Source organism: Planotetraspora sp. GP83, assembly GCF_041262585.1.
Taxonomy (GTDB): Bacteria; Actinomycetota; Actinomycetes; order Streptosporangiales; family Streptosporangiaceae; genus JAOEGB01.
Genome location: NZ_JBGCBZ010000027.1, coordinates 39,482 through 65,525, shown reverse-complemented (window position 1 = coordinate 65,525; position 26,044 = coordinate 39,482). Strand labels below are relative to the sequence as shown.

The window sequence follows — 26,044 nt, the reverse complement described above, 5'->3', positions numbered from 1 at the left end:
GCAAGCGCGACAGGGGCCTCTTGCAAACAGAGACTACCTGAGCGTTCCGGTACATGGGATGTCCGGGCGCTGATTTCGACGCCTCATCGGGCGGCCCCTTCGTGAAAGGAGCCGCCCACGTGCGGCTACTCGCCGTTGGCGAGGGCGTCGGCGGCCGCCTGGCTGCTGTCACGCAGGAACTGGGCGCAGCGCTCGGCCTCGTCCTTCTCGCCGATGGCCTGGGCGGCCCGGCCCAGCGCGTACAGGCAGCGCAGGAACCCCCTGTTCGGCTCGTGCTCCCACGGGATCGGGCCGTGGCCCTTCCATCCGGCGCGGCGGAGCTGGTCGAGCCCCCGGTGGTATCCGGTGCGCGCGAACGCGTACGACGTCACGGCGTGGCCCGAGGCGAAGGAGTCGTCGGCCAGGATGGCCCAGGCAGCCGGGTAAGCGGGGAAGCGCGCGGCCACGTCGGCCGCCTTGGCGCCTGCCTGGAGCAACTCTCGCGCCTCGGTGTTGTCCGGCAGGAGGGTGGGCGGCGGCCCGGACAGGAGGTTCTCGTGCGTTTCCATGGGACACAGTCTTACCTGTTGAGGGCCCAAACGGTAATGATCGGTCACACGAAAACGGAAGGCCGATACGGCGATCGGCCTTCCGTTCCCCTGACTACTTGATCTTGGTGCCCGCGGACTTGAGCTGCTGGCAGGCCTCGGTGATGCGCTTGGCCATCCCCGCCTCGGCGCTCTTGCCGTACGAACGGGGGTCGTAGGCCTTCTTGTTGCCGACGTCGCCGTCGACCTTGAGCACGCCGTCGTAGTTCTTGAAGATGTGGTCCACGATGGGCCGGGTGAAGGCGTACTGCGTGTCGGTGTCGATGTTCATCTTCACCACGCCGTAGGAGATCGCCTCGTGGATCTCCTCCAGCTCCGAGCCGGAGCCGCCGTGGAAGACCAGGGAGAACGGCTTGTCCTTGCCGTACTTGGCGGCGACCGCCTCCTGGATCTCCTTGAGCACGCTCGGGCGGAGCTTGACGTGGCCCGGCTTGTAGACGCCGTGGACGTTGCCGAACGTCGCCGCCAGCAGGTAGCGGCCGCGCTCGCCCAGGCCCAGTGCCTCGGCGGTCGCCAGGGCGTCCTCCGGCGTGGTGTACAGCTTCTCGTTGATCTCGCCGACGACGCCGTCCTCCTCGCCGCCGACGACGCCGATCTCGACCTCGAGGATCACCCGCGCCTCGGCCGCCTTCTCCAGGAGCTCGGCCGCGATGTGCAGGTTCTCCTGCAGCGGTACGGCGGAGCCGTCCCACATGTGGGACTGGAACAGCGGGTCCAGGCCGCGCGCGACCCGCTCACGCGAGATCTCCAGCAGCGGGCGCACGAAACCGTCCAGCTTGTCCTTCGGGCAGTGGTCGGTGTGCAGGCCCACGGTGACGGGGTACTTGTCGGCGACCGCCCGGGCGAACTCGGCCAGGGCGACCGACCCGGTCACCATGTCCTTCACCGTCGTGCCGGAGAGGAACTCCGCACCACCGGTGGACACCTGGATGATCCCGTCACTCTCCGCCTCCGCGAAGCCACGAAGGGCCGCGTGCAAGGTCTGCGACGAGGTCACGTTGATCGCCGGATAGGCGAAGCCGCCCGCTTTGGCGCGGTCGAACATCTCGGCGTAGACCTCTGGAGTCGCGATAGGCATCGGAAGTCATCTCCTTCTCGGACGGTAACCGGCGCTGGCCAGTATCCCGAAGGCCAGGCCGATCAGGGAAGCGCGGAGGCTCCGGTCAATTCACACCGTGTATTTCCCGAAAGCGCCTGTGGCTTCTCAGTCTCGTCTCATATGGGACAGGTAGGCTCACACCGTGGACGTGCTCTTGGACCTTCTTGACCCCAAGTGGTGGCTGGGCATGCTCGGTGCCTTCGCGACGATCGGTGTTATCGCCATCGTATTCGCCGAGACGGGGCTGCTTGTCGGGTTCTTCCTGCCCGGTGACTCGCTGCTGGTCACGGCCGGCATCTTCAGCACCGCCGCCGCGGCCCAGGGGTTCGGGATCGCGCCGCTGTCGCTCCCGGCTCTGCTGGTCTTCGCGCCCGTGGCGGCGGTCGCCGGGGCCCAGCTCGGCCATTTCCTGGGGGCGAGGTTCGGCCGGAGGCTCTTCGACAAGCCCGATTCGCGGTTGTTCAAGAAGGAGCACGTCGACAAGGCCGAGCACTACTTCGAGAAGTTCGGCCCCGCGAAGGCCGTCGTGGCCGCGCGGTTCATGCCGATCGTCCGCACGTTCATGAACCCCGTCGCGGGCGTCCTGGAGATGGACGCGCGCAAGTTCTTCGCCTGGAACGTCGTCGGGGGCGTCGCCTGGGTCGAGGCCCTGCTGCTCCTTGGCTACTTCCTCGGCAGCAAGGTCGAGGGGATCGACAAGTACATCCTCCCCGGCGTCTTCGTCGTCGTGCTGCTCTCGGTCATCCCCATCGTCCGCGAGGTGCTCAAGAACCGCCGCGCCGCCGTCCCCGCACCCAAGGGCCGTCACCACGCCCCTCGTTAGTCCCTCGTGAGCCGCCGGTACTGAGACCGCTTGTGTCCGGCGATCTCATGCCGGCTTCTGAGACCGCTTCCACCCGCTAATCTCCCCAGTGTGGGACGCCACAGGTCTGACCCGCTGGGCATCGCCAGGCTGGCACTCGTCGGCTTGGCGGTCCTGCTGCTGCTCGCCCTCGTCGTGGTGGGCGCGAAGGCGCTGTTCACGTCCCTCGGGACGGAGGTCGCCCCCACCCCCGGCGCGTCCGCGAGCGCCCCGGCGGCCCCGGCCGCCCCACCGGCCACGGGTAGCCCGGGAAACACGGCGCAGCCCTCCGGCACCCGGGTGCCGACCGTCCAGTTCATCTGCCAGGCCGACATATGCCCCGTCTTCGTCCGGGTGCCCGGCGGTGACGTGCTGATGGACCGCGACCTGAGTCGAGGGGAGCAGGCGTCCTACTTCGAGCCGGAGCTCGACGTGGTCCTCGACGACGCGGGCACGGTCCAGGTGCTCGAGAACGGCAAGCCCAGGCCGGCCGGGCAACCCGGCGAACGTCAGACGTTCTCCGTCAAGAGAGCCCCAGGTCAGTGAGGCTGTAGGCCGACCTGTACGGCAGGCCCGTGGCGGCCAGGTTCTCGTCGCCGCCGCGGTGCACGATCGTGGCGATCCCCACGACCTCGGCCCCGGCCTCCCGCAGCGCCTCGACGGCGGTCAGCACCGAGCCGCCCGTGGTGGTCGTGTCCTCGACCGCGAGCACCCGTCGTCCCGCGACGTCCGGCCCCTCGACCCTGCGCTGAAGGCCGTGCGCTTTGCCCGCCTTCCGCACCACGAACGCGTCGAGGACACGTCCGCGCGCCGCCGCGGCGTGCAGCATCGCGGTCGCCACAGGGTCGGCGCCCAGCGTCAGCCCGCCCACGGCCTCGTAGTCCAGGTCCTCGGTCAGGTCCAGCATCACCCGGCCCACCAGGGGGGCGGCCACGCCGTCCAGCGTGATCCGGCGCAGGTCCACGTACCAGTCGGCCTCCTTGCCCGAGGAGAGCACGACCCGGCCGTGCACGACCCCCTTGTTCTTGATCTCGTCCAGCAGCTTCTCGCGGTCACTCATGGTGCTCAGCGTACGGCTGCCGCAGGTAAAGCCCCGCCTGCGGTTTAACCATGACGCCGGGTGCGGAATTAATGGCCTTGCAACTCTACGTAATCGAGAGGTCGCGATGAGTACAGCTCGGCAAACCGATGTGGAACTGCTCGAGGCCGTCAGAGGGGGCAACACCTCGGCCTACGGGATGCTCTACCAGCGCCACGCCGTCGCGGCCCGGTCGCTCGCCCGCCAGCTCGTCGAGGGGGACGAGGAGGTCGAGGACGTCCTCGTGGAGACGTTCGCCAAGATCCTCGACCTCATCCGGCGCGGCGGCGGCCCCGTGTCCGCCTTCCGCCCCTACCTGCTGACGGCGCTCCGCCGCTACCTCGCCGTCGGCGAGGTCGACCTGGCGGACCCGGGGGCCGTCTACGTCGACCCGGAGCTGACCGGGCTGGAGCGGACGCTCCTCGCCAGGGCGTACCTCTCGCTCCCCGAGCGCTGGCGGATGGTGCTGTGGCATTGCGAGATCGAGAGCGCCAGGCCGGCCGAGATGGTTCCGCTCCTCGGCCTGTCGTCGAGCGGCGTCACGGCGCTGGCCGAGCGGGCGCGTGAGGGGCTCCGCCAGGCGTACCTCCAGCTCCACAGGGAGGGCGAACCGCGTGACGAGTGCCGCCCGATCCTGCCGAAGATCGCCCAGCACGTCGAGGGCGCGCTCGCCAGGCGCGACGCCCAAGCGGTGGACGAGCACGTCGCCGAGTGCATCGACTGCCGGGCCGTCTTCCTCGAGCTCGCGGACGTGCCGCAGGGGCTGCGGGTCATCGTCGGCCAGCTCGTCGCGGGTCCGGCCGTGGACGACTACCTCGCGGAGCTGGCCAGGGCGAATGAAGGCGCCGGCACTCCGTTGTACGGCGTGGCCGCCCTGTTCCGCCGCGTGCCCACCGCGCATCGGGCCGTTCTGGCGGGCGCCGCCGTCGCCACTCTCGCCGGCGCGGCGTTCATCGTCGTGGCCGACCCCATCGCCGACGAGAAGCCGGGGCTCCCCCCGGGAGCCGGTGCGCTCCGCACGCCCACGCCGGGGGCCAGCGCTCCACGGACGTCCGGGACGCCCTCGTCGCCCCGTCGGGAGACCGATCACCCGCGCCCCGATCACCCGCGCCCCTATCACCCCGGCCGGGCGCCCGCCGAACAGAGGCCGAGGGCGCGGCGGCCGTACCCTGTGGAGCCGCGCGAGGCCCTCGCCAAGCCGCGCGAGACGTCTCCGGAGGTCACCCGGCTGCCGGTCCGGCGGCCGGAGCCCGCCGCGGGAAGACCCGCCCTGGCCGCGACCATCGACCCGGTCGGCGCTCTGGTGCGGGCCAGGCCCGGCATCATCGGCGTACGGCTCCGCAACACGGGCGCGGCCCCGAGCCGCGACGTGGAGGCCGCCGTCGCCCTCCCCCCGGGAGTCACGCTCTCAGGGAACGGCCCAGGGAATGGCTCGCGCCCAGCCGTCGGCGTCGGCACGGTGGACGGCTGGGCCTGCCGTACGGCTGGGAGAGACGTGCGGTGCGGCCACGGCGCGCTGGCTCCAGGCCAGGCGACCACCGTCTTCCTGCGGGTCGACGTGGCCGGCGACGCTCCCACTGGGAGGGAGCTCGCGCTGCGCGTCTGGTCGGGCGGCCTCCGGGTGGCGGCGAGGTCGGCCGCGGGCGTGCGCGCCTCCGGCGCGGCGGCCCGGTTCGCCGCCGATGGGCGGGTGACCACCCGGGCCGCCGGCAACACGTTGCTCACCTCATCGGAGTCGTCGAAGCCGCCCGCCTGCGCCCCCGGTGGCTCGGGGTCCGGTGGCTCGGGATCTGGCGGCACGGGGTCCATTGGCTCTGTGCTGGCCGTCCCTGTGGACCTCGACGGCGACCCCTCCACCCGCAGCTCCAGCTGCGCCCGCCTTGACCTGCCCGCGGGGAGCAGGGTGCTGTGGGCGGGCCTCTACTGGTCCGCCACCGGCCGGAGCGCGATCCCCGCGGGCGACATCCGGGTGAAGGCTCCCGGCTCCCGGCGCTACATGACCGTCCACGCGGCCGAGGTCGTCCGGCGGGATCTGCCCACCGGCGCCGGTTACCAGGCGTTCGCCGACGTCACCTCGCTGGCCGGTACGGCGGGCGGCGGCCGCTGGTGGGCCGCCGACCCGTCGATGCGCTGGGGAGAGTCGCAGCACGCCGGCTGGAGCCTGGTCGTGATGCTCAGCGGCGGGCGTCAGCCGTACGGCAGGGCCGCGGTGCTGGACATGGCCACGGTGGTCGACGGCGGCAAGGGGCCGCTGAAGGTGCCGCTCGACGGCCTCTCGGCCGCGCCGGCCAGGATCGACCTCGTCCTCTGGAACGGCGCCACGGGCGGATCCGTCACGCTCTCCCATGGGGGAGGCGGGGTCGCCGGATACGCCGCCGGAGTGGCCGTGGGGACCTTCCACACCGTGCTCGGCCGCCACCCCGTCCTGCGGCTCACGACCAGGGACAACACGCTTCTGTTCGGGGTCGCGGCGGTCAGCGCGCACTCGTGGTCATAACGAAACTGAGGGAAGGCAAGACCCGGACAAACTGGTACGGTCTGCGTGAACGCTCCAACGTCAGGGCGCGGACGCACAGATGTGGCGGAGGGCTGAATCGCCGGGATTCACCCTCGCGCGATCACCCGCTTGATTACCCTGAGAGAGCCACGTAGGAAGGGCGGTGTCGGGTGGATCGGTGCGCGCTGTTCGTTGACGCCGGCTATTTGCTGGCTGACGGCGCGATGGCCGTGCATGGGACCCGCCATCGCGAAGCCGTCGCCTGGGACTATCCCGGGCTGCTGCAACTCCTCACGAACCTCTCACGGGAGCGTACCGGGCTGCCGCTGCTGCGCTGCTACTGGTACGAGGCGACGGTGGAGGGCCGCCGCACCCCGGAGCACGACGTGCTCGCCGACATCCCCGGCCTCAAGCTCCGCCTGGCCCGCATCCGGCCCGGCCGCCGTGAGGGTGTGGACGCCCAGGTGCACCGCGACCTGATGACGCTGGCCCGCAACAACGCCGTCTGCGACGCGGTCGTGGTCAGCGGCGACGAGGACTTGGCGCAGGTGGTCAGCGACGCGCAGGATCTCGGCATCCGGGTGACCGTCATCCATATTTCGGCCGACGGAAGCTGGGCGGTCTCACGGACGCTCCGCCAGGAGTGCGACGACCTCATCGAGATCGGCGCCGGCCACCTCCGGCCCCACGTCAACCTGGTCGCCGGCGGCGACAGTGGTCACCCGAACGGCCAGCACCAGCCATCCGGGCGGAACGGCCAGCACCAGCAGCCGGCCGACGGCGGTCCTTCCCGTGGCAACGGTGTGGTGCCGCTCGTCAACGGGTCGCAGGGCGGCGGCCGGTCGTCCTCCCACGCGCGGCCCGCTCCGCCGGCGCTTCCGTCACCGCCCGCCTATCCGCAGTACACCGTCGAACCCCAGCTCCCGCCGCAGCCGGCTCCGCCTTCCCCTCCGGCCCCCGCCCCGCCGCCGGTGGTCCAGTCTCCGCCGCCGCCGGCTCAGCCGCCGAACCAGTATTCGGCCAACACGGGGAGCTACTCGCCGTCGCAGCTCGGGCCTTACACGGGGCCGCAGCCCGCTCCCGTGCCCACGCAGAACGGTGGCACCACCACGCTCGCCGAAGCGGTGAAGGCGGCGCACAAGGAAGGCCACGACTTCGGCGACTCGGTCGCCCGTGACGCCCCCGCCCTGTGGCTGGAGGCCGTCCTCGCCCGCAAGCCCAGGATGCCCTCCGACCTTGAGGCACGCCTCCTCCAGGGCTCCTCGCTGCCGATCGACTTCCTCCTCCACGACGAGGTCCGTCACGCCCTCCGCCGCGGCTTCTGGGACGCCCTGGAACGGGCGCGGCGCTGAGCTGGACTGAGGAGTCGAGTGGGGAGCGAGGTACGAGCGACCCCGAGCGACGAGGGCTGTCCCCATTGCGCGCCTCCGGCACGACCATGCCGCCTAAAGGGCGCCCGTTCCCGCCGAGCGGAGCGAGGCGAATGAGCAGGGAACGGGCGCGGCGCTGAGCTGCGTTTGATTGCCCCGCCGGTGGTGAGGTCGAACTACGTGAGGGCGTCGAAGCCGGCTCGGAGGTGGGCGACGCGCTCGCTGAGGTCGGAGAGCGGACCGGAAACGGTCGAGTCGCCGTTCTTCTGCACGACCTCGCGCACTCTCGTCAGCTCGTCCTCGACGGCGGTGATCCGGCGGGAGAGCTCCGGGAGGACGGCCGCCTGGTCGGTCCCGGCGCCGTTCGGCAGCTCGCCCGACAGGCGTTCGCGGAGCAGCGCGGCCTGCTCGGTGAGCCGCCGGTTCATGTTGTAGAGCTCGACGAAGACGGCGACCTTGGCCCGCAGGACCCATGGGTCGAAGGGCTTGGTGAGGTAGTCGACCGCGCCCGCGGCGTATCCCCGGAAGGCGTAGTCGGGGGCGCTGTCCACCACGGTCAGGAAGATGATCGGGATGTTGCGGGTGCGCTCTCTCCGCTTTATGTGGGCGGCCGTCTCGAAGCCGTCCATGCCGGGCATGCGCACGTCGAGGAGGATGAGCGCGAACTCGGTGGACAGCAGAGCCTTCAGCGCCTCCTCGCCGGACCGGGCCCGTACGGGCACCAGGTCCAGCGAGCTGAGGATTGCCTCGAGCGCGATCAGATTCTCCTCGCGGTCGTCGACCAGGAGGATCTTGGCGCGGTCAGGCATCGATCATGCCCCTTCCCGGATGTCGGGTCTCATGAGCTCCGACCTTTCTGCGGTGGTGACGCGCCCGCGGATGAGCCAGCCGCGGAGCCGTTCGAGCAGCCGGTCGACGTCGACCGGCTTGGGCACGTAGTCGGACGCGCCGGAGGCGATGCTCTTCTCGCGGTCGCCGCGCATGACCTTGGCCGTCAGCGCGATGATCGGCAGGTCCGCGAACTGCGGCATCTTCCGGATCGCCGAGGTCGTCGCCCAGCCGTCCATCTCCGGCATCATGATGTCCATCAGGACGAGGGCCACGTCCTCGTTGCGTTCGAGCTGCTCGATGCCCTCGCGGCCGTTCTCGGCGTAGACGACGGTCGAGCCGTACCGCTCCAGGACGCTGGTGAGCGCGAAGACGTTGCGGATGTCGTCGTCCACGATGAGGATCTTCGCACCCGTCAGCGGGTCGTCGCCCTGCCAGTCCTGGCCGTCCGAGAGGGGCGAGAGCTGCGGGATCGGCAGGTCGGTGGGCGGCGCGAGCTCCGGCAGGACGTCCTCGTTGTGCAATTGGGGGGCGCCGCCGTTCCCATGCACGGTGTGGGACGCGATCGACATGGTCGTGGTGGCTCCGCCGTCGCGTGCTGCCAAGGGCCCCGAATAGGCCATCGGCAGGTAGAGGGTGAACGTGCTGCCCTCGCCGGGGGTGCTGTCCACGTGGATCTCGCCGCCGAGCAGGCGGGCGATCTCGCGGCAGATCGACAGGCCGAGGCCGGTCCCGCCGTACTTGCGGCTGGTGGTGCCGTCGGCCTGGCGGAACGCCTCGAAGATGACCTCCAGCTTGTCGGGCGCGATGCCGATGCCCGTGTCCACCACATTGAAGGCGAGGATGTTGTCGGAGCCCTTCAGCGTCTCGTCCACGAACGGGACGTCGAGCGGCGCGTGGGTCACCTCCAGCCGGACCTCGCCCTTGGGGGTGAACTTGACCGCGTTGGACAGCAGATTGCGCAGCACCTGCTGCATGCGCTGCTCGTCGGTGCGCAACTCGTTCGGCACGGTCGGGTCGACCTGGACCGAGAAGGACAGCCCCTTGTCCTGTGCGAGCGGCGCGAACGTGGCCTCCATGTATTCGACGAGCTTGGGCAGCGACAGCTGCTGCGGATGGATGTCCATCCGGCCCGCCTCGACCTTCGACAGGTCGAGGATGTCGTTGATGAGCTGGAGCAGGGCCGAGCCGGCGCTGTGGATCGTCCTGGCGAACTCGACCTGCTGCGGGGTCAGGTTGCCGTCGGCGTTCTCGGTCAGGAGCTTGGCGAGCACGAGCAGGCTGTTCAGCGGGGTGCGCAGCTCATGGGACATGTTCGCGAGGAACTCGGACTTGTAGCGCGAGGAGACCGCGAGCTGCTCGGCCCGCTCCTCCAGGGTGCGGCGGGCCTGCTCGATCTGGAAGTTCTGGATCTCGATCGCGCGGTTCTGCTTGGCCAGCAGCGCCGCCTTGTCCTCCAACTCGGCGTTGGACCTGCGCAGCTCCTCCTGCTGGCGCTGGAGCTCGTCCGAGCGCTCCTGCAGCTCGGTCGCCAGGCGCTGCGACTCCTTGAGCAGGTCCTCCGTGCGGGAGTTGGCGATGATCGTGTTGATCGTGACGCCGATGGTCTCGACGAGCTGGGTCAGGAAGGCCAGGTGGACCTCGCTGAACTGGTTGAACGAGGCCATCTCCAGGACGCCGAGCACCTGGTTCTCGAACAGGATCGGCATGACTACGATCTGGGCGGGGCGCGACCTGCTCAGCCCGGTCTCGATCGTGATGTACTCGGCCGGGACGTTCTCCAGGATGATCTGCTGGGTCTCCAGCGCGGCCTGGCCGACGATGCCCTCGCCGAGCGCGAAACGCTGCCGGGGGGCCGATCCGGGCTGTATGCCGTACCCCGCGATGAGGGTCAGCTCGCCGTTCACGACCAGGTAGCAGGCGCCGTGGCTGGCGGACACGAGCGGGGTGAGCTCGCTCATGATGAGCCTGGCGACCTCGATGAGGTCGCGGTGGCCCTGCATCAGGCGGGAGATCCGGGCCAGGTTGGACTTGAGCCAGTCCTGCTCCTGGTTGGCCGTGGTGGTGACCCGCAGGTTGGACACCATCGTGTTGATGTTGTCCTTGAGGTCGGCCAGCTCGCCCTCGGCGTCCGCGGTGATCGACTGGGTGAGGTCCCCCCGGGCGACGGCGCTGGTCACGGCCGCGATCGCGCGCACCTGAGTGGTCAGGCGCCCGGCCAGCTCGTTGACGCTCTCGGTGAGGCCCTTCCAGATGCCCTCGACGCCCTCGACCCGGGCCTGGCCGCCCAGCCGTCCCTCGGAGCCGACCTCCCGCGCGACCCGGGTCACCTCGGAGGCGAAGGAGGAGAGCTGGTCGACCATCCGGTTGATGGTGGTCTTGAGGGCGAGGATCTCGCCCTGGGCGTCCACGTCGATCTTGCGGGTGAGGTCGCCCTTGGCGACGGCGGTGGTGACCACGGCGATGTCGCGCACCTGGTAGGTCAGGTTGTTCGCCATGGAGTTGACGTTGTCGGTGAGGTCCTTCCAGACGCCCGACACACCCGGCACGCGGGCCTGACCGCCCAGCCGTCCCTCGGTGCCGACCTCGCGGGCGACGCGGGTCACCTCGTCGGCGAACGCGGACAGCTGGTCGACCATGGTGTTCATGGTGTCCTTGAGCTCCAGGATCTCGCCCTGGGCGTCCACGGTGATCTTCTTGGACAGGTTGCCCTGGGCCACCGCCGTCGAGACGGCGGCGATCTGGCGGACCTGGGAGGTCAGGTTGTTCGCCATGAAGTTGACGTTGTCGGTGAGGTCCTTCCAGACGCCGGAGACGCCGCGGACCTGGGCCTGGCCGCCGAGCCGTCCCTCGGTGCCGACCTCGCGGGCGACCCGGGTCACCTCCGAGGCGAAGGACGAGAGCTGGTCGACCATGGTGTTCATGGTGCTCTTGAGCTCCAGGATCTCGCCCTGGGCGTCAACGTCGATCTTGCGGGTGAGGTCGCCGTTGGCGACGGCGGTGGTCACCTGGGCGATGTTGCGCACCTGGTAGGTCAGGTTGTTCGCCATCGAGTTGACGTTGTCGGTGAGGTCCTTCCAGACGCCGGAGACGCCCTGCACCTCGGCGCGGCCGCCGAGGCGTCCCTCGGTGCCGACCTCGCGGGCGACCCGGGTGACCTCGTCGGCGAACGCGGACAGCTGGTCCACCATCGTGTTGAGGGTGTCCTTGAGCTCCAGGATCTCGCCCTGGGCGTCCACGGTGATCTTCTTGGACAGGTTGCCCTGGGCGACGGCGGTGGAGACGGCGGCGATCTGGCGGACCTGGGAGGTCAGGTTGTTCGCCATGAAGTTGACGTTGTCGGTGAGGTCCTTCCAGACGCCGGAGACGCCGCGGACCTGGGCCTGGCCGCCGAGCTGGCCTTCCGTGCCGACCTCGCGGGCGACCCGGGTGACCTCCTCCGCGAAGGCGGACAGCTGGTCCACCATCGTGTTCACGGTGTTCTTGAGCTCGAACATCTCGCCGACGGCCTCGACGGTGACCTTGCGGCTCAGGTCGCCCTTGGCGACGGCCGTGGTGACGACCGCGATGTCGCGCACCTGGGCCGAGACCCGGCCGGACATCGTGTTCACGGCCTCGGTGAGGTCTTTCCAGCTGCCGGACATGCCCTTCAGGTTGGCCCGGCCGCCCAGCTTGCCCTCGGTGCCGATGTCCTTGGTGACACGGGTCACCTCGGAGGTGAACAGCGCGAGCTGTTCCACCATGACGTTGATGGCCTTGCCGAGCCTGCGGACCTCGCCGCGGGCGCTGCGGTCCAGGTCGATCCGGCGGGACAGGTCGCCCTTGGCCACCGCGTCGATGACGTCGGCCGCGCCGGTGACCGGGGTGACGAGCGCGTCGATCAGGTCGTTGACGGAGCCCACGCTCTCAGCCCACGAGCCGACACCCGGCCCGGGGGTCAGGCGCTCACCGAACCGGCCCTCCTTGACCACTTCGCGGCGGACCCGGCCCAGCTCGTTGGCGAGGTGCTCACGGCGGTCCGCCACCTCGTTGAGCAGCAGGCGGATCTCACTGAGGATCCCCGGCGGCGCGTGCGGCACGCGTCGGCGGAAGTCGCCGTCACGCCACGTTATAAGGGTTTCCAGAACTGGTACGAGGTCGGACTCGGTATAGCACCGCTCCTTCCCCGCAAGCTCCACGTTGGCGGGCGACATTTAGCCTCCTTCACCCCTTGGGGGTTCAGCGCCGCAGCCGAGGCATGGCGGCCTCCGGGGGACGGACTCCATGCCAGTCTGTCACGTTCCGTGGCCTGCGTGGCCCCGTTGTTTGACCCCGTGTCAGCCGGAATTGTGGTAAGCCAGAGACGGTGACGAATACCCCTCGTGCCGTTCTGGCCGCGTCCTTCACGCCAGGCGAGACGGCCGTACCGGCAGCGAAGCGGTTCACCCGTGAGGTGATGACCGCGTGGGCGGCCATGTCCGTCAGCGGCGACGCGGAGCGGCTCGCGGCCGAGCTCGTCGGCGCGGTGTCGGGCGAGCCGTTCGAGGTCGTGTGGATCCACCACGGCGAGTCCGTGCAGATCGAGGTCCGGGAGAAGGCGGAGGCCCCCGGCTACGGGCCGCCGGCGGACGCGATCTCCTGGGGGGTGACCTTCACCGCGTCGCTGCGTACCCGGTGGGCAAGGATCGAGCTGCCCGGAAGCGCGTCCGACACGAGTGACGAGTGGGTCACCGAGGCGGGGCAGGGTCCCGGCTGGCTCGGCTTCCTCGCGGACGCCAGCGATCTGCTCGCGGGCACCCTCGATCCCGACATGGTCCCGGCGATCATCGCGCAGATCGTCGTTCCCCGGCTGGCGACCTGGTGCGCCGTCTACACCTCCGCGCACGGGTCGGGCCCGCTGCGGCTCGCCTACCTGTGGCACGCCGACGAGACCCAGATCGACGCGCTCCGCGACCAGCTCGACGCCCTGCCCCTGCCGGCGGACGACGGCCCCGCGGTCCTCCACACGGGGGACTGGCAGTCCCTGGCGTTCCCGCTGACCGCGCGGGGGCGGCGGCTCGGCGTCATGTGCCTGGGCCGCCGCGACCGCTTCCCCGACGAGGCCATGCAGCTCGCCGAGGACATCGGCCGCCGGGCCGCGCTGGCGATGGACAACGCCCGCCTCTACGCGCAGCAGGCGGCGGCCAACCGGGCGCTCCAGCGCAGCCTCCTGCCGCCGGACGAGCCGACGACGCCGGGCCTCGACTTCCATGTGATCTACGAGCCCGCGGGCGAGACCAACGAGGTCGGCGGGGACTTCTACGACCTGTTCCCGCTCGGCGACGGCGTCTGGCGGTTCGCCATCGGCGACGTCTGCGGCACCGGCCCCGAGGCCGCGGCGGTCACCGGCCTCGCCCGCCACACGCTCCGTCTGCTCGCCCGGGAGGGGTACGGCGTGGCCTCCGTCGTGGCCCGGCTCAACCAGGCCATCCTGGAGGAGGGGGAGCGCGCGAGGTTCCTCACGCTGCTGCACGGGGAGATCACCCGCGTGGCCGACGGTCTCGACATCAGCCTCGTCTCCGCCGGGCATCCGGAGGCGCTGCGGCTGCGGCCGAGCGGCGTGGTCGAGTCGGTCGTGTCGCCGCAGTCGCTGCTGGGGGTCTTCCCCGAGGCGGCCTTCTATGAGGAGAGCGTTCACCTCGACTCGGGGGACGTGCTCCTCGGGGTCACCGACGGGGTGACCGAACGCCGGTCGGGGACCAGGCTCCTGGACGACGACGGCGGGCTGGCCAAGCTGCTGTCCGAATGCGTCGACCTGTCCGCCCGGGCGGTGGCCGAGCGGATCCGGCGTGCCGTACAGGAGTTCGCGCCCGAGCCGAGCGCCGACGACCTGGCTATTCTCGTTCTGCGAGCGCCCTGACCGCGAAGTCGATCGCGGCGGCCACCTGGCGGATGCGCTCCTCGACGACCAGCGTGCCGTGCCCGGCGTCGTAGCGGTAGACGGACGCCTCGTGGCCGCGGTCGGCGAGCGCCTGGAGGTAGCTCTCGATCTGGCGGATGGGGCAGCGGGGGTCGTTCTCCCCGGCGAGGATCAGCAGCGGCGCCTGGACCATGTCGGCGTAGGTGATGGGCGAGGACACGGCGTACCTCTCGGGCTGCTCCAGGGGCGTGCCGCCGAGCAGGGCGCGATGGGCCGCCCGCAGCCCCTCCGCGGCGTCTTCGTACGCGGCCGTGTGGTCGGCGATGGGCACCGCCGCGATTCCGGCCGCCCAGCTCTTCGGCTGGGTGCCGAGGGCCAGCAGCGTGAGGTATCCGCCCCAGGACGCGCCCGCGAGGATGAGCCGGGCGGGGTCCGCCACCCCCTGGTCGATCGCCCAGTCCCGGACCGCCGACACGTCGGCCAGCTCGATGTGCCCGACGTCGCCGTGGAGCGCGTCCCGCCAGGCCGAGCCGTACCCGGCCGAGCCCCGGTAGTTCACCCGGATCACCGCGAAGCCGCTGTCCACCCAGGCCGCGACGTGCGGGAGGAACGAGTCGTCGTCCTGCGAGGCGGGCCCTCCGTGCAGCAGGAACACCGTCGGGTACGGCGGGGCGACGCGTTCCGGCCGGGAGACCAGTGCGTGGATGCGGCCGCCGGGACCGTCCACGTCGATGTCCTCCAGCGGCACCGACGGCGGCGGCGTGCGGCCCGGGCTCATGACCACGTGGCCGTTGCTCGACCTGATCACCGGGGGATGGGCGGCGCTCGACCAGGAGTACTCCACCGTGCCGTCGGGGCGCGGCGCGGCGGCGTCGATCACTCCGTGGGGGCTCTCGATCGGGGTGAGGCCGCCTCCGGCGAGGTCGTACTTCAGCAGCTCGGTGCGGCCCCGGTGGTTGTGCATGATCAGCAGGGCGCGGCCGTCGCCGTACCAGTCGGCGGTGATCTCGCCGGGCACCCGCAGCCAGATCTCCCGCTGCTCGCCGGTCACCGGGTCCCACACCAGCGGCGCGCGGCGTCCCCGGCGCTCGTGGAGGACCAGCAGCCGCCGGTCGCCGAGCACGGGGGCGAACCGGACGCCCGTGACGCCCTTCCCGGGGCCGTCGTGCAGCTCGCCGACGATCTGGCCGCCGGCCCTCAGGACCCGCAGGGAGGGGTGGAAGGCGTCGCCGTGCTCGCTGTGATCGATCGCGACGAGCGATCCGTCGAGGGACATGTCGGCCACGTGGACGGATTCGTCGTGCCGGTAGATCGTGACGGGCTCCTCGTCGCCCCGGACGTCGCCCTGGACGAGCAGGACCTCGAAGCCGCCGCGGAAGGAACGGCCCACCGCCGCGGCGCCACTGGAGGCGAGCGCGAGGCCGCAGGGATGCCCGGGCGGCATGTTCACCGGGACGTCGGGGCCGCCGTAGAACGGCTGCCGCATCCACACGCCGAACTCGTCGCCGTCGGTGTCGGCGAACCACCAGATCGACTTCCCCTGCGGGTCGATGGCGCAGCGGGAGGTGCCGTTCGGCCGGTCGGTGACCTGGCGGGTGCTCCCCGTCGAGCGATCCCAGGCGTAGATCTCCCACGTGCCGGACGCGTTGCTGCGGTAGACCGCGCGGTGGGGCGCCTGGCGCGCCCACGTCGGCAGGGTCATGCGCGGTGCCCGGAACCTGGCCTGCCAGCGTTCCTCGGCCTTCATGCGCCCTCCCCTGTATGCCCTCGGGGTCGCGGTCAAGTATGTCCTGCGGACATCGAAAATGACCGACAAATCGTTGATGTCGCAGGGGAATTTCCGGTCAAGTAGCACTCAGGTCACTTATGTACCACCCATCGCGTAATCCGAAAAGATGCCCGCACCCGCACCGGATCGGGAAGCTCGCGAATTTTGTCCGCGATGGCCGTCCCGGTGTGCCAGGCGCTCGGCCCCATTCCCACCACCGCCCCGACCGCCTTGTGGCCGAGCGTCAGCGTGATCTCCTCCACGTCCTGTACGGCTTTCGCGAACCGGCCGCCCAGGGTCTCCTCGAGGCGGCGCTCCTTCTCCTCGTCCACGGAGAGCAGACCGAGCCGCTCCACGAGCGGGTGGAGATGGTCCTCGGCCGGCGTGACGACGACCAGCGAGCCGCCCGGCCTGAGGATCCGCGCGAACTCGGCGGCGTTGCGCGGCGCGAAGACGTTGAGCAGCACGTCCACGCACCCGTCCCGGACGGGCAGGGGCCGCCAGACGTCCGCGACGACGGCGCCGATCCGGGGATGCGCCCTGGCCGCCCGCTTGAGCGCGTGCTTGGACACGTCGAGGGCGATCCCCACGGCCTGGCCGGCCGTCCCCCCGCTCACGCCCAGGGCCCTGGCCAGGTAGTAGCCGGTCCCGGCGCCCGCGTCCGCGACCACGGAGGCGGCCGCGCACAGACCGGCGAGGCGGTCGGCCAGGGGGGCGTAGTGCCCGGCGTCGAGGAAGTCCGCGCGGGCGGCGACCATCGACGGCGTGTCCGCCGTGGCGGGAGCCGCCGACCCGGTCAGCAGGCTGACGTAACCCTGCCTCGCGACGTCGAAGCTGTGGCCGCGCTCGCAGCGGACCGTCCCTTCCGCGAGGGACGGCCGGCCCCCGCAGACGGGGCAGAGCAGATAGGCGATGACGTCGTCGAGCATTTGTCCATCCTCAAGCGGACTGCAGGAATCCGACAAGCGGCCGGATGTCCAATGAACATACGAAGAAGAACGCCGAGGGGGAGATCGAGATGACCCGCACCCGCCGCTGTTGCCCGCGCTGCCGTACCGAGCTGGACGAGGGCCCCGTGCTCTTCCGCTGCCCGCGCTGCGAGCGCGCCGTCTACGCCGCCGACCTCGACTTCGACTACATCCCACTCCGCTCACCCCGCCCCTGAGCATACTTTCGTATGCTAGCGTCTCGACTATGGCTGAGCATGTCACGAGGGTCACCGTCACCCTCCCCACGGAGCAGGCGGAAGAGGCCAAACGGCTGGTCGCGGAGGGGCGGTATCCCTCCGTGTCCGCCTTCATGGCGGAGCTCGTCGCTCAGCGCCTGGCGGAGAGGGAGGCACAAAAGCACTTCTGGTCCGAACTCCGGGATCAAGTGGGTGAGCTGACGGAGGACGAGCGGGCCTGGATCAAGAGCGCCCAGGCCGCGACCGACCAGGCGCGCGAATACTTCGCTTCCGTCGATGGAGAGGACCTCTCGTGACTCCCGGATTCGTGCTCGACACCGGCGCCCTGATCGCGCTGGAGAAGCCAGGCAAGAACCGCCGGATGATCGGGCTTCTGGCCGACATCGATCCTGAGCGGAAGCTCGTGATCTCCGCCGGATCGGTTGCGGAGGCATGGCGTGGTGACGCCCGGCAGGCAGCGCTGGCGATGCTGCTGAGGCGAAGCGACGTGGAGGTGGTCGAGATCACCGTCCCTGTGGCGAAGGCGATCGGCTCTTACCTCGGTCAGCGCGCGGACGGGGATGATCTCGTCGACGCACATGTGGTGATGCTCGCGCACCGTTATCGGTTGCCTGTCATCACCTCCGATCCCGATGACCTGCGAACCTTCGAGCCCAAGCTTCCACTGGTGGAGATATGACCTTCACTCCCAGTGGAAGCCGGAGCCGTTTCGAGGACATTGCCGGCACGGTGCCTGGCTTCACCGAGGCGGTGGACGTCGAAGTCAGCCGGGGAGGCTGGCGATCAGGCGTTGTTGGGGGCGAGGCGGAGGGCGAGGAGGCGGTGGGCCCGGGTGCGGTAGCGGAGCACCTGGACGGCCCCCAGGATCCACACCGGATACTGCACGGCGAACGCCCAGCGGAAGTCCCCCTGAAGGTCCATCGAGACGCCGATGAGCGTGATCACTGAGATCGTGGCGACGAAGCCGCCACCGTTGACGATTCCGGTGGCGACGCCGATCCGCTCGGACGGGTTGAAGGTCCGCGCGTAGTCGAACCCGATCACCGAGCCGGGACCGTTCGTCGCCAGCGCGACCATGAGCAGGACGAGCACCCACAGCGGGGCGGGCGCGGGCCAGAGGAGGACGAGCGTCCAGGCCCCCGCCGTGCCGCCGATGACGGCCAGCACCATCCATGACCGCCGCAGGGGGAACCGCCCGGCGAGGTAGCCGAGCAGGGGCCCGCTGATCATGGCCAGCAGCGTGAGCGTGGTCAGCAGCAGCCCGGCCGTCGACGGGGAGAGGCCCTGGCCCTGTACCAGGAAGGGATAGCCCCACAGGATCGTGAACGCGGCGACCGACGACTGGGTCGCGGCGTGTGTCCACATCCCCAGCCTGGTTCCCGGTTCCGCCCACGCCGCCCGCAGGCCGCGGGCGGTGGCACCGCCCTCCGGCCGCCTCTCCCGAAGCCCGACGGCGACGATGAGCATCGCGACAACCCCGAGCGCGGCGGCCCCCAGGAAGGTCGGCGTCCAGCCGTACGCCCGAAGGGAGTGGATCAGCGGCACGGCCGACGCGATCGCGCCGAGCTGGCCGAGCAGGCCCGTGAGCTGCACGATCACCGGATTGCGGCGGGGTGGGAACCACAGGTTGACGATCCGGATCACGCTGATGAACGTCATGGCGTCGCCGCAGCCGATGAGAACGCGCCCGGCGACGGCTCCCGCGAGGCCGGTCGCCACGGCGAAGACGAGTTGCCCCAGAGCCATCACCGCGGCCCCCACGAGGAGCATCCGCTTGGACCCGACGCGGTCGACCAGGATGCCGACCGGGATCTGCATGGCCGCGTAGACGAGCAGTTGCAGCATGGCGAACATGGACAGCCCGGCGGGCCCGACTCCGAAGCGGGCCGCCGCGTCGATCCCCGTGACGCCGAGGGACTGACGGTGGAAGACCGCGACCATGTAGGTGAGCACGCCGGCGGTCCAGTAGATCAAGGGCTTCCGGATGGATGTCGCGGCTGCCCTCATGCCGACGAGTTTACTTTTAAAGGATTTTTCCCGACAAACTTGGTGCCGCGGGAGTAATCGGTGTAGATCGTACGGCTATGCGAATCTTGAAGGTCCTCGCCGCGGTCGCCGCGGTCCTTGTCTCGATTCCGGCGCCCGCGCACGCGGCGGCGAAGCCGGTCAGGGGAGCCGTTTTCTTCCGGTACGGCGACGCGATCGACGTCTTCACCTACCGGCCCGAGAAGGGCTTCTCGAAGCTGTCGGCCGGTGGCCTCGGCCAGTTCTCCGCCTCACCCGACGGCAGGAAGGTCGCCTGGATCGACGACAAGGGACGCCTCCACGTGACGGGGAGCGCGGGCGACCGTGTGATCGCCCGGGGCGCGGTCGCCGGAGCACCCTGTGCGACGCCGGTCTGGTCGTCCGACTCCTCCCGGATCGCCTACCCGCTCACCGGCACCGAGGCCACCGCCCCCGTGGCGATCGTCGGAGCCGACGGGAAGAACCGGCGCACGGCCGGCAGGACGTACGGCGTGTGCCATCTCGCCTGGTCGGCGAACGGCCGCTACCTGGCCGGATACGCCGGGACGACCGACGGCGTCTACCTTCTCGACGTCACCACCGGCAAGTCGCGCCGTACCGCCGGGATCAAGCTCGCCAACCACGTGCAGAGCCTGTCGCCCGACGGCGGGAAGGTGATCGTCAAGCGGCTCGGCGCGAACGACCCGGGCGGCGACGGAGCCTGGCCGGTCTGGTACCGCCCCTCGATCGTCGACACCGTGACGGGCGCCAGCGTCCCCGTGCCGGTCAAGGGCACGCTCATCGGCGCGCTCTACCTGCCCGACGGGCGGCTCGTGGTGCGGCTGAAGGGCGCGGCCCACAACACGCTCGTCGTCCTGACCGCCGGTCTCGTGGAGGTCCAGCGGATCGCCGAGCCGGCCAAGGCCCGCAAGCTCGGCCTCCTCGGCGTCCTCCCATAGCGTCCTGCCATGGGCGAACGGCCCCCGCCCAGCAAGGCGGGGGCCGTACCTGATGTGATCGATCAGCCGACGAGGACGGGGATCCGCTCCTCGTCCTCGTCCTCGGCGTCGTCGTCGCCGTGGGAGAGCTGGGGCAGCCAGCCGAGCCAGCGCGGCAGGTACCAGTTCCAGTCGCCGAGCAGCTTCATGGTCGCGGGCAGCAGGACAGCCCGGACGATCGTCGCGTCGATCAGGATGGCGGCCGCCAGCCCGATGCCCATCTGCATGAAGGTCAGCAGCGACAGCGTGGCGAAGGTCGCGAACACCGCCACCATGATGAGCGCCGCGCTGGTGACCACGGCCGCCGTGCTCCTGATGCCGAAGGTGACAGCCTCCTCGGTCGTCATGCCCTTGTCGTACGCCTCCCGGATCCGGCTGATGATGAAGACGTGGTAGTCCATCGAGAGGCCGAAGAGGATCACGAACAGAAAGAGCGGCAGCCAGTTGGTGATCGTCCCCGTGGAGTGGAAGCCCAGAACGCTCTCGCCGTACCCCTTCTGGAAGACCAGCACGAGCACGCCGTATGCCGCCGCGACGGACAGCAGGTTGAGCAGGATGGCCTTGACCGCCACGACCAGTGAGCGGAAGGAGATCAGCAGCAGGACGAAGGCGAGCAGCAGCACGAACCCGAACACCAGCGGCAGGGTCCGCTTGAGCTGGTCGTTGAAGTCCATCGAGCCGGCCGCGCTGCCCGTGACGTGAGCGCCGGGCAGCGTCGCCGGGATGACCTTCTCGCGCAGCGTGTGGATGGCGTGCTCGGAGACCGCGTCGGTGCCCGTGCCCTTGATGCCGATGCCGATCCGCGCCACCGTCTTGTCCGGGTTGATCGTGACCGTGACGGGCTCGTTGGCCTCGCCGGTCGCCAGCGCCCGCCGCTTGAAGTTCTCGATGGACGCGGTGAACTGGGGGGTCGTCACGTCGGCGGCCTTGACCATGACCACCGCGGGGTCGTTGCCGCCCGGGAAGGCCTTGTCGATCCGCTTGAAGGTCTCGGCGATGGAGTAGTCGCCCTGCAGATCGTCGATGGTCTGCGTGCCGGTCTTCAGCCCGAATGCGGGGATCGCCAGGCCGATCAGCAGGCCGCCCGCGAGGACGACCGACACGACGGGGTGGCGCAGGACCGGCCCCATGATCGCGCCCCAGACCCGGCTCTGCCCGCCCCGCACGCCGAGGATGCGCCGCCAGGTCACGCGACCCCCGGTGAGGACCCGGACGGTGCCGTGGATGACCCGGGCGTTGATCTTGTCGCCGATGAGCGAGAGCAGCGCGGGAAGCACGGTGAGCGAGCCGACCACGGCGGTGAGGACCACCAGGATCGTGCCCTCGGCGAAGCCCATGAACGTGCCGTTGCCCGTGAGGAACATCCCGGCCATGGCCACGATGACGGTGATGCCGGAGATCAGCACGGCCCGCCCCGAGGTCGCCGCCGCGATCTCGATGGCCCGCCGCTTGTCACGGCCCTTCGCCCGCTCCTCCCGCTCCCGCATGATGTAGAACAACGAATAGTCCACGCCGACCGCGAGGCCGATCAGCAGCATCACGTTGCTCGTCGCCGAGTCCACGTGGAGGAGGTGGCTCGTCAGGGCGAGCAGGCCGGTGGCAGAGAAGATCGCCGTCATCGCCAGGGCGACGGGCACCAGCGCGGCGAGCAGCGCGCCGAAGGCGGCGAGCAGGATGCCAAGGGTGATCGGCAGCGACAACTGCTCGGCGCGGACGAAGTCCTTGTCGATCGCCTCGCCGATCAGCTTGTCCGCGCTCGCCGATCCGGCCTCCTCGATCCGCAGGTCGGGATGGGCCTTCTGCGCCTTCGCCACCGCGTCGAGCACCGGCTGCACACGCTGCTCGGCGGTGCCGCCGTCGCCCTTCATGTCGAACTGGACCAGCGTCGTCCTCTGGTCCTCGGTCACCGGCGACGGTTCCTTGTCGTACGGCGTGCGCACGTGCTCGACCTGCCCGGTGGCCTCGACGGCGCTCTTCACGTCGGCGACGGCCTGGCGGAAGCCCGGGTCCTTCACGGTGAGCGCGCCCGAGCGGGTCTGGACCAGCACGACCTCGCCGGCCACGTTCTTGAAGGCCGCTTCGTCGTAGATCTGGCCGGCCTGGCGGGAGTCGCCGTTCATGCCCTCGTAGCTCTTCATCTCCGCCGTGCCGACGGCGTTTCCGACGAAGGTCGCGGCGGCGACGAAGGCGACCCAGATCAGCAGCGCCCACCAGCGGTGCCGAGCACTCCAGCCTCCCACCGAGGCGGCAAAGTTCTTCTTCATGTTCTCTCCCTTTACGTTTCCTTTAACGCTAGGAATCGAGCACGGGCGAGACATCCGGCGCGCAGACGGGATTGGGAGTACTGCCAGGGGCGTACAACCCTCGTCCTTGAGATCTAGGGGACATCCCGCGGCCGGAGATCAGGGGAGCCCCCTTAGTCTCGTTACATGCCTTTTACCGAGCGGACGCCATCGTGATCCCTGCGGACGTCTTCTACGCCGAGCTGAACAAGGTCGTGGCGGGGGCGTGCGGGTTCATTACCGACCCCTCCGGCCGGGTCCTGCTGGTCAAGCCCAACTACCGCGACCATTGGGGCTGGCCGGGCGGCCACGTGGACGAGGGAGAGTTACCCGAGGAGGCCTGTGGCCGTGAGCTGCTGGAGGAGCTCGGGCTGGCGCCGCCGGTCGGGCGGCTGCTGGTGGTCCACTGGGTGCCGCCGCTCGGCGACCGGCCGATTCCCCTGGTGCACTTCCTCTTCGACTGCGGCACGGTGGCCGACGGCGACAGCGTCGTCCTCCAGGCCGAGGAACTTGACGGCTACGGCTTCTTCACCGCCGACGAGGCCGCCGGGATCATGCCGCCCTACCTGATGGCCCAGCTCGCCGCGGCCGAGCGCGCCCGCGCTGCCGGCACCACCGCGTACATCGGCCAAGCGACCGCCTGACGGCCGTGGAGACGCGGGAAGCGTTCGATGCGGCCGGCCTGGCGGTGGAGTCCCGCGACTACTGGCACGTCGCCGAAGGGCATGTGGACCTCGCCGAATAGTTTTCCGTCTCCGTGGAATGTGGTGGAAGAACGGCTCCGACGGGACGGGACGGTACGGGGATGGACGACTCCGAGCTGAGGGAACAGCTGAAGCAGGTCGAAGCGGACCTGGTCCGGCTCCGCGAGGAGGTGGCGGAGATCCGGCGGGAGATCGGCGAGCGGTGGGACTCCCCCACGGACCCGGCCGAGATCGCCACCGTGCTCACGAACGCCGAGCAACAGGAGGCATTGATCGAGGACCTGGAAGCCAGACGCGCCCAGCTGCTGCAACGGCTCGGATCACCCTGACACGCGACGTATGGTTTCGCGGGCGATGCTATCGCCCGCGAAAGTATCGTAGGGGTGCATGACCGACTTCATTGGGCGGAGTCTCGTGCGCGGGGGCAGCCGCGACCTACGGCCCGGACGAACTGATCGCCGCTTGGCGGTGACCGGGGGCGGGCTGTTACTCGGCTTCCTGGGAGGCTTTCAGGGTGGTCATCCACGCGGCGATCTGGGCGCGGGAGGTGAAGCCGAGCTTGGCCAGGATGTGCTCGACGTGGCCCTCCGCCGTACGTTGAGCGACGACGAGCGCGGTGGCGATCTCCTTGTTGCTCAGCCCCTGGGCGATGAGCTCCGCGATCTCCCGCTCCCGGGCGGTCAGCGGTGAGGGCGGCTGCTCGGCGGCGGCGGGCTTCTCCGGCTTGTCGCGCTTCTCCGCCCGGTCGCCGAGAGCCTCGGCGACGGCCCGCTCCACCGTCAACCGGGTGCCGTGCTGTCTCGCCCGGTTGAACGCCTTGTCTCCCATCGCCTCCCGCAGGGCGGCGACGCACTTCTCGTGGAACTCGGCCTGCCGCCTCAGCAGCAGCGCGGAGATCCCGACCGTACCGCCGACGGCGTCCGCGGCGCCGAGCAGGCAGGCCGCGCGCTCGTGGCGTCCCTCGCTCGCCATGATCCAGGCGAGCGCCTCGATGTTCGACGCCACGTTCAGCCGGTCGTCGAACGCATGGCCGAGCAGCAGGCTCTCCCGGGCGAGCGAGGTCGCCCGCGATGTCTCGCCGAGTTGCCACACGTGTAGCGCGAAGACGGTCAGCACCCAGGCGCGGCACCAGCTCTCCCCGTGGTCGGCGGCGAGCGAGAGGCACTCCTCGAACAGGGCGGTGGCGCGGGCCGCGTCGCCGCTGGAGCCGAGGGCCGCCGCGAGGGTGAGCGAGGCCGCCACGACGCCGAAGCAGTCGCCGTTGGCGGTGTGCCGTGCGACGGCCTCGTCGAGGAGGGCGGTCGCTCGCGCCAGGTCGCCGCTGTAGTAGGCGGCCTTGCCCGAGACCGAGGACGCCTGCGCCATGCTGACCGGGTCGCCGAGCTTGTCGGCCAAGGCCGTGCCCTCCTCGATCAAGAGATGGCCCGCCTCGGCGTCGCCCTGCATGAACGCCAGCCAGGCGTCCACGCACAGCGCCTCCGCGCGGGTCGCGGTCGGCTCGGGAGCCGCCGCCAGCATGCGGTCGAGCCAGTGCCGCCCCTCAAGGAAGGAGGCGTTGGGCAGCCAATGCGGCCGGTGCAGGTCGACGGCCATCCGGAGCCCCGTCTCCGCTTCGCCGGGCTCGCGCAGGCAGAACTCCATGGCGGCCCTGAGGTTGACCTGATCCAGCTTGAGACGGGCGAACCAGGAGGCCTGCTCGGGCCCGAACCACTCGGCGGCCGCCTGCTCGACGAGCCGCCGGTACCAGTCCCGGTGCCGGCGCAGCAGCGTCCGCCGCTCGTCCGGCCCGGTTAGGTGCATCTGGCTGAACTCGCGCAGCGTCTCCAGCATGCGGTAGCGGACCTCGCCGCCGTGCTCCTCCCGCTGCAGCAGCGACTTGTCGACCACGGTGTCCAGCAGGTCGAGCACGTCCTCCGGTTCGATGCCGTCGCCCACGCACACCGCCTCCACGGCGTCCAGGTCGAAGGTCCCGGGGAAGATCGACATGCGGGTCCACAGCATCTGCTCGGGGGCGGGCATCAGCTGGAAGCTCCAGTCCACCAGCGCGTGCAGCGTGCGCTGTCGCGGCACCGCCGTACGGCTGCCGCCGGTCAGCCACCGGTACGGATCACCGAGGCGCTCGACGAGCGCGTTGACGGAGAGGGCCCGCAGCCGCACCGCGGCGAGCTCGATCGCCAGTGGGATGCCGTCCAACCGCCGGCACAGCGTGGCGACCGCCTCCTGGTTGCGGTCGTCGACCACGAATCCGGGCAGCACGGCGGCCGCGCGGTCGGCGAAGAGGGTGATCGCGTCGTACCGCTCCAGCTCCTTCGGCGTCGGCGGCGACCGGCCGGAATCCGGCACGGGGAGCGGCGTGACGTGCATGGCGCGCTCGCCGGAGATCCCGAGCGACTGCCGGCTCGTCGCGAGGATCCGCAGTTCGGGAGCCATCCGCAGGAGCCGGCTGGCCAGCGCGGCGCAGACGTCCAGCAGGTGCTCGCAGTTGTCCAGCACGAGCAGGGTCCGCCGCGCGGACAGGAACTCGGACAGCGCTTCGACCGGGTTCGTCATGGCCTGGTCGTACAGCCCCACGGCGGCCGCGACCGTCTGCGGCACGAGAGAGGGGTCGTCGAGACCGGCGAGATCGATCAGCCAGACCCCGTCGAACGCCCGGTGCTGTTCGGAGGCAGCCCGGAGGGCGAGCCGGGTCTTGCCGACCCCGCCGACACCGGTCAGCGTCACCAGGCGGGAGGCGGCCAGGAGACGCTTGATCTCGGCGAGCTCCTGCCTTCGGCCGACGAAGCTCGTCACGTCGGCGGGAAGGTTGCCGACCTGCCGAGTGAACGCCGTGCCGCCCATCTCCTCAACGCTAGGCTCGGCAAAGTCGCTGGTCAAACGGGTATCGTTAAAATGTCTCTCAGAGACGCCTGAGCCATATCGGGGTG

General features: G+C 70.4%; 21 protein-coding genes. 11 read left to right on the top strand and 10 right to left on the bottom strand.

Annotated features, from left to right (window positions below):
- Nucleotides 1–125: 125 nt before the first annotated feature.
- Nucleotides 126–548: a DUF3151 domain-containing protein gene (locus tag ABH927_RS29465; RefSeq protein WP_370026904.1), complete on the bottom strand. Its 423-nt coding sequence runs from the start codon at nucleotides 546–548 to the stop codon at nucleotides 126–128.
- 94 nt (nucleotides 549–642) lie between these two features.
- Nucleotides 643–1,665, bottom strand: coding sequence for a class II fructose-bisphosphate aldolase (fbaA, locus tag ABH927_RS29460; RefSeq protein ID WP_370026902.1), 1,023 nt, complete (start codon nucleotides 1,663–1,665; stop codon nucleotides 643–645).
- A 163-nt stretch (nucleotides 1,666–1,828) separates the two neighbouring features.
- Here fbaA and ABH927_RS29455 point away from each other — a divergent pair, with 163 nt between their 5' ends.
- Nucleotides 1,829–2,509: a DedA family protein gene (locus ABH927_RS29455; RefSeq protein ID WP_370026901.1), complete on the top strand. Its 681-nt coding sequence runs from the start codon at nucleotides 1,829–1,831 to the stop codon at nucleotides 2,507–2,509.
- A gap of 90 nt (nucleotides 2,510–2,599) precedes the next feature.
- Nucleotides 2,600–3,073, top strand: coding sequence for a hypothetical protein (locus ABH927_RS29450; RefSeq protein WP_370026899.1), 474 nt, complete (start codon nucleotides 2,600–2,602; stop codon nucleotides 3,071–3,073).
- On the opposite strand, the gene ABH927_RS29445 is transcribed toward ABH927_RS29450, so the two are convergent.
- Nucleotides 3,051–3,587 carry an orotate phosphoribosyltransferase gene (locus tag ABH927_RS29445; protein WP_370026898.1) on the bottom strand — a complete coding sequence of 179 codons (537 nt, stop codon included), beginning with the start codon at nucleotides 3,585–3,587 and terminating at the stop codon, nucleotides 3,051–3,053. The two genes, ABH927_RS29450 and ABH927_RS29445, sit on opposite strands and share 23 nt — an antisense overlap.
- 130 nt (nucleotides 3,588–3,717) lie before the next feature.
- On the opposite strand from ABH927_RS29445, the gene ABH927_RS29440 reads away from it, so the two are divergent.
- Nucleotides 3,718–6,102: a hypothetical protein gene (locus ABH927_RS29440; protein ID WP_370026896.1), complete on the top strand. Its 2,385-nt coding sequence runs from the start codon at nucleotides 3,718–3,720 to the stop codon at nucleotides 6,100–6,102.
- A 170-nt stretch (nucleotides 6,103–6,272) separates the two neighbouring features.
- On the top strand, nucleotides 6,273–7,454 hold the full coding sequence (locus tag ABH927_RS29435; RefSeq protein WP_370026895.1) for an NYN domain-containing protein: 1,182 nt from the start codon (nucleotides 6,273–6,275) through the stop codon (nucleotides 7,452–7,454).
- 194 nt (nucleotides 7,455–7,648) lie between these two features.
- Here the strand turns inward: ABH927_RS29435 and ABH927_RS29430 are convergent, their stop codons facing one another.
- Together ABH927_RS29430 and ABH927_RS29425 are read right to left on the bottom strand one after the other, a co-directional pair.
- Nucleotides 7,649–8,281 (bottom strand): two-component system response regulator, encoded by a 633-nt coding sequence (locus ABH927_RS29430; protein WP_370026893.1) that lies wholly within the window; start codon nucleotides 8,279–8,281, stop codon nucleotides 7,649–7,651.
- 3 nt (nucleotides 8,282–8,284) lie between these two features.
- Nucleotides 8,285–12,493 carry a HAMP domain-containing protein gene (locus ABH927_RS29425; protein WP_370026891.1) on the bottom strand — a complete coding sequence of 1,403 codons (4,209 nt, stop codon included), beginning with the start codon at nucleotides 12,491–12,493 and terminating at the stop codon, nucleotides 8,285–8,287.
- 152 nt (nucleotides 12,494–12,645) lie between these two features.
- On the opposite strand from ABH927_RS29425, the gene ABH927_RS29420 reads away from it, so the two are divergent.
- Nucleotides 12,646–14,178, top strand: coding sequence for a PP2C family protein-serine/threonine phosphatase (locus ABH927_RS29420; RefSeq protein ID WP_370026889.1), 1,533 nt, complete (start codon nucleotides 12,646–12,648; stop codon nucleotides 14,176–14,178).
- On the opposite strand, the gene ABH927_RS29415 is transcribed toward ABH927_RS29420, so the two are convergent.
- Entirely contained in the window at nucleotides 14,153–15,925 is a 1,773-nt protein-coding gene (locus ABH927_RS29415) for a prolyl oligopeptidase family serine peptidase (RefSeq protein ID WP_370026887.1), read from the bottom strand. The two genes, ABH927_RS29420 and ABH927_RS29415, sit on opposite strands and share 26 nt — an antisense overlap.
- Nucleotides 15,926–16,038: 113 nt before the next feature.
- Nucleotides 16,039–16,875 (bottom strand): putative RNA methyltransferase, encoded by an 837-nt coding sequence (locus ABH927_RS29410; RefSeq protein ID WP_370026885.1) that lies wholly within the window; start codon nucleotides 16,873–16,875, stop codon nucleotides 16,039–16,041.
- A 44-nt stretch (nucleotides 16,876–16,919) separates the two neighbouring features.
- Between ABH927_RS29410 and ABH927_RS29405 the strand changes: the two genes are divergently transcribed.
- The 3 genes from ABH927_RS29405 to ABH927_RS29395 are packed head-to-tail and all read left to right on the top strand — an operon-like array spanning nucleotide 16,920 to nucleotide 17,811.
- Nucleotides 16,920–17,111, top strand: coding sequence for a hypothetical protein (locus tag ABH927_RS29405; RefSeq protein WP_370026884.1), 192 nt, complete (start codon nucleotides 16,920–16,922; stop codon nucleotides 17,109–17,111).
- Nucleotides 17,112–17,140: 29 nt separating this feature from the next.
- Complete coding sequence (locus ABH927_RS29400) at nucleotides 17,141–17,428, top strand: ribbon-helix-helix domain-containing protein (protein WP_370026882.1); 288 nt, start codon at nucleotides 17,141–17,143, stop codon at nucleotides 17,426–17,428.
- 11 nt (nucleotides 17,429–17,439) lie between these two features.
- Nucleotides 17,440–17,811, top strand: a complete 372-nt coding sequence (locus ABH927_RS29395; RefSeq protein WP_370026880.1) for a PIN domain-containing protein — start codon at nucleotides 17,440–17,442, stop codon at nucleotides 17,809–17,811.
- Between the two features lie 104 nt (nucleotides 17,812–17,915).
- On the opposite strand, the gene ABH927_RS29390 is transcribed toward ABH927_RS29395, so the two are convergent.
- Nucleotides 17,916–19,139 (bottom strand): nitrate/nitrite transporter, encoded by a 1,224-nt coding sequence (locus ABH927_RS29390; RefSeq protein ID WP_370026878.1) that lies wholly within the window; start codon nucleotides 19,137–19,139, stop codon nucleotides 17,916–17,918.
- A gap of 77 nt (nucleotides 19,140–19,216) precedes the next feature.
- Between ABH927_RS29390 and ABH927_RS29385 the strand changes: the two genes are divergently transcribed.
- Nucleotides 19,217–20,095, top strand: coding sequence for a hypothetical protein (locus ABH927_RS29385; RefSeq protein ID WP_370026876.1), 879 nt, complete (start codon nucleotides 19,217–19,219; stop codon nucleotides 20,093–20,095).
- Nucleotides 20,096–20,157: 62 nt separating this feature from the next.
- Here ABH927_RS29385 and ABH927_RS29380 read toward each other — a convergent pair whose 3' ends face one another.
- Entirely contained in the window at nucleotides 20,158–22,398 is a 2,241-nt protein-coding gene (locus tag ABH927_RS29380) for an MMPL family transporter (RefSeq protein ID WP_370026874.1), read from the bottom strand.
- Between the two features lie 191 nt (nucleotides 22,399–22,589).
- On the opposite strand from ABH927_RS29380, the gene ABH927_RS29375 reads away from it, so the two are divergent.
- Together ABH927_RS29375 and ABH927_RS29370 are read left to right on the top strand one after the other, a co-directional pair.
- Nucleotides 22,590–23,060 (top strand): NUDIX domain-containing protein, encoded by a 471-nt coding sequence (locus ABH927_RS29375; protein WP_370026872.1) that lies wholly within the window; start codon nucleotides 22,590–22,592, stop codon nucleotides 23,058–23,060.
- 161 nt (nucleotides 23,061–23,221) lie between these two features.
- Nucleotides 23,222–23,449 (top strand): hypothetical protein, encoded by a 228-nt coding sequence (locus ABH927_RS29370; RefSeq protein WP_370026870.1) that lies wholly within the window; start codon nucleotides 23,222–23,224, stop codon nucleotides 23,447–23,449.
- Nucleotides 23,450–23,606: 157 nt separating this feature from the next.
- On the opposite strand, the gene ABH927_RS29365 is transcribed toward ABH927_RS29370, so the two are convergent.
- Nucleotides 23,607–25,958, bottom strand: a complete 2,352-nt coding sequence (locus ABH927_RS29365) for a LuxR C-terminal-related transcriptional regulator (RefSeq protein WP_370026868.1) — start codon at nucleotides 25,956–25,958, stop codon at nucleotides 23,607–23,609.
- Between the last annotated feature and the right edge of the window lie 86 nt (nucleotides 25,959–26,044).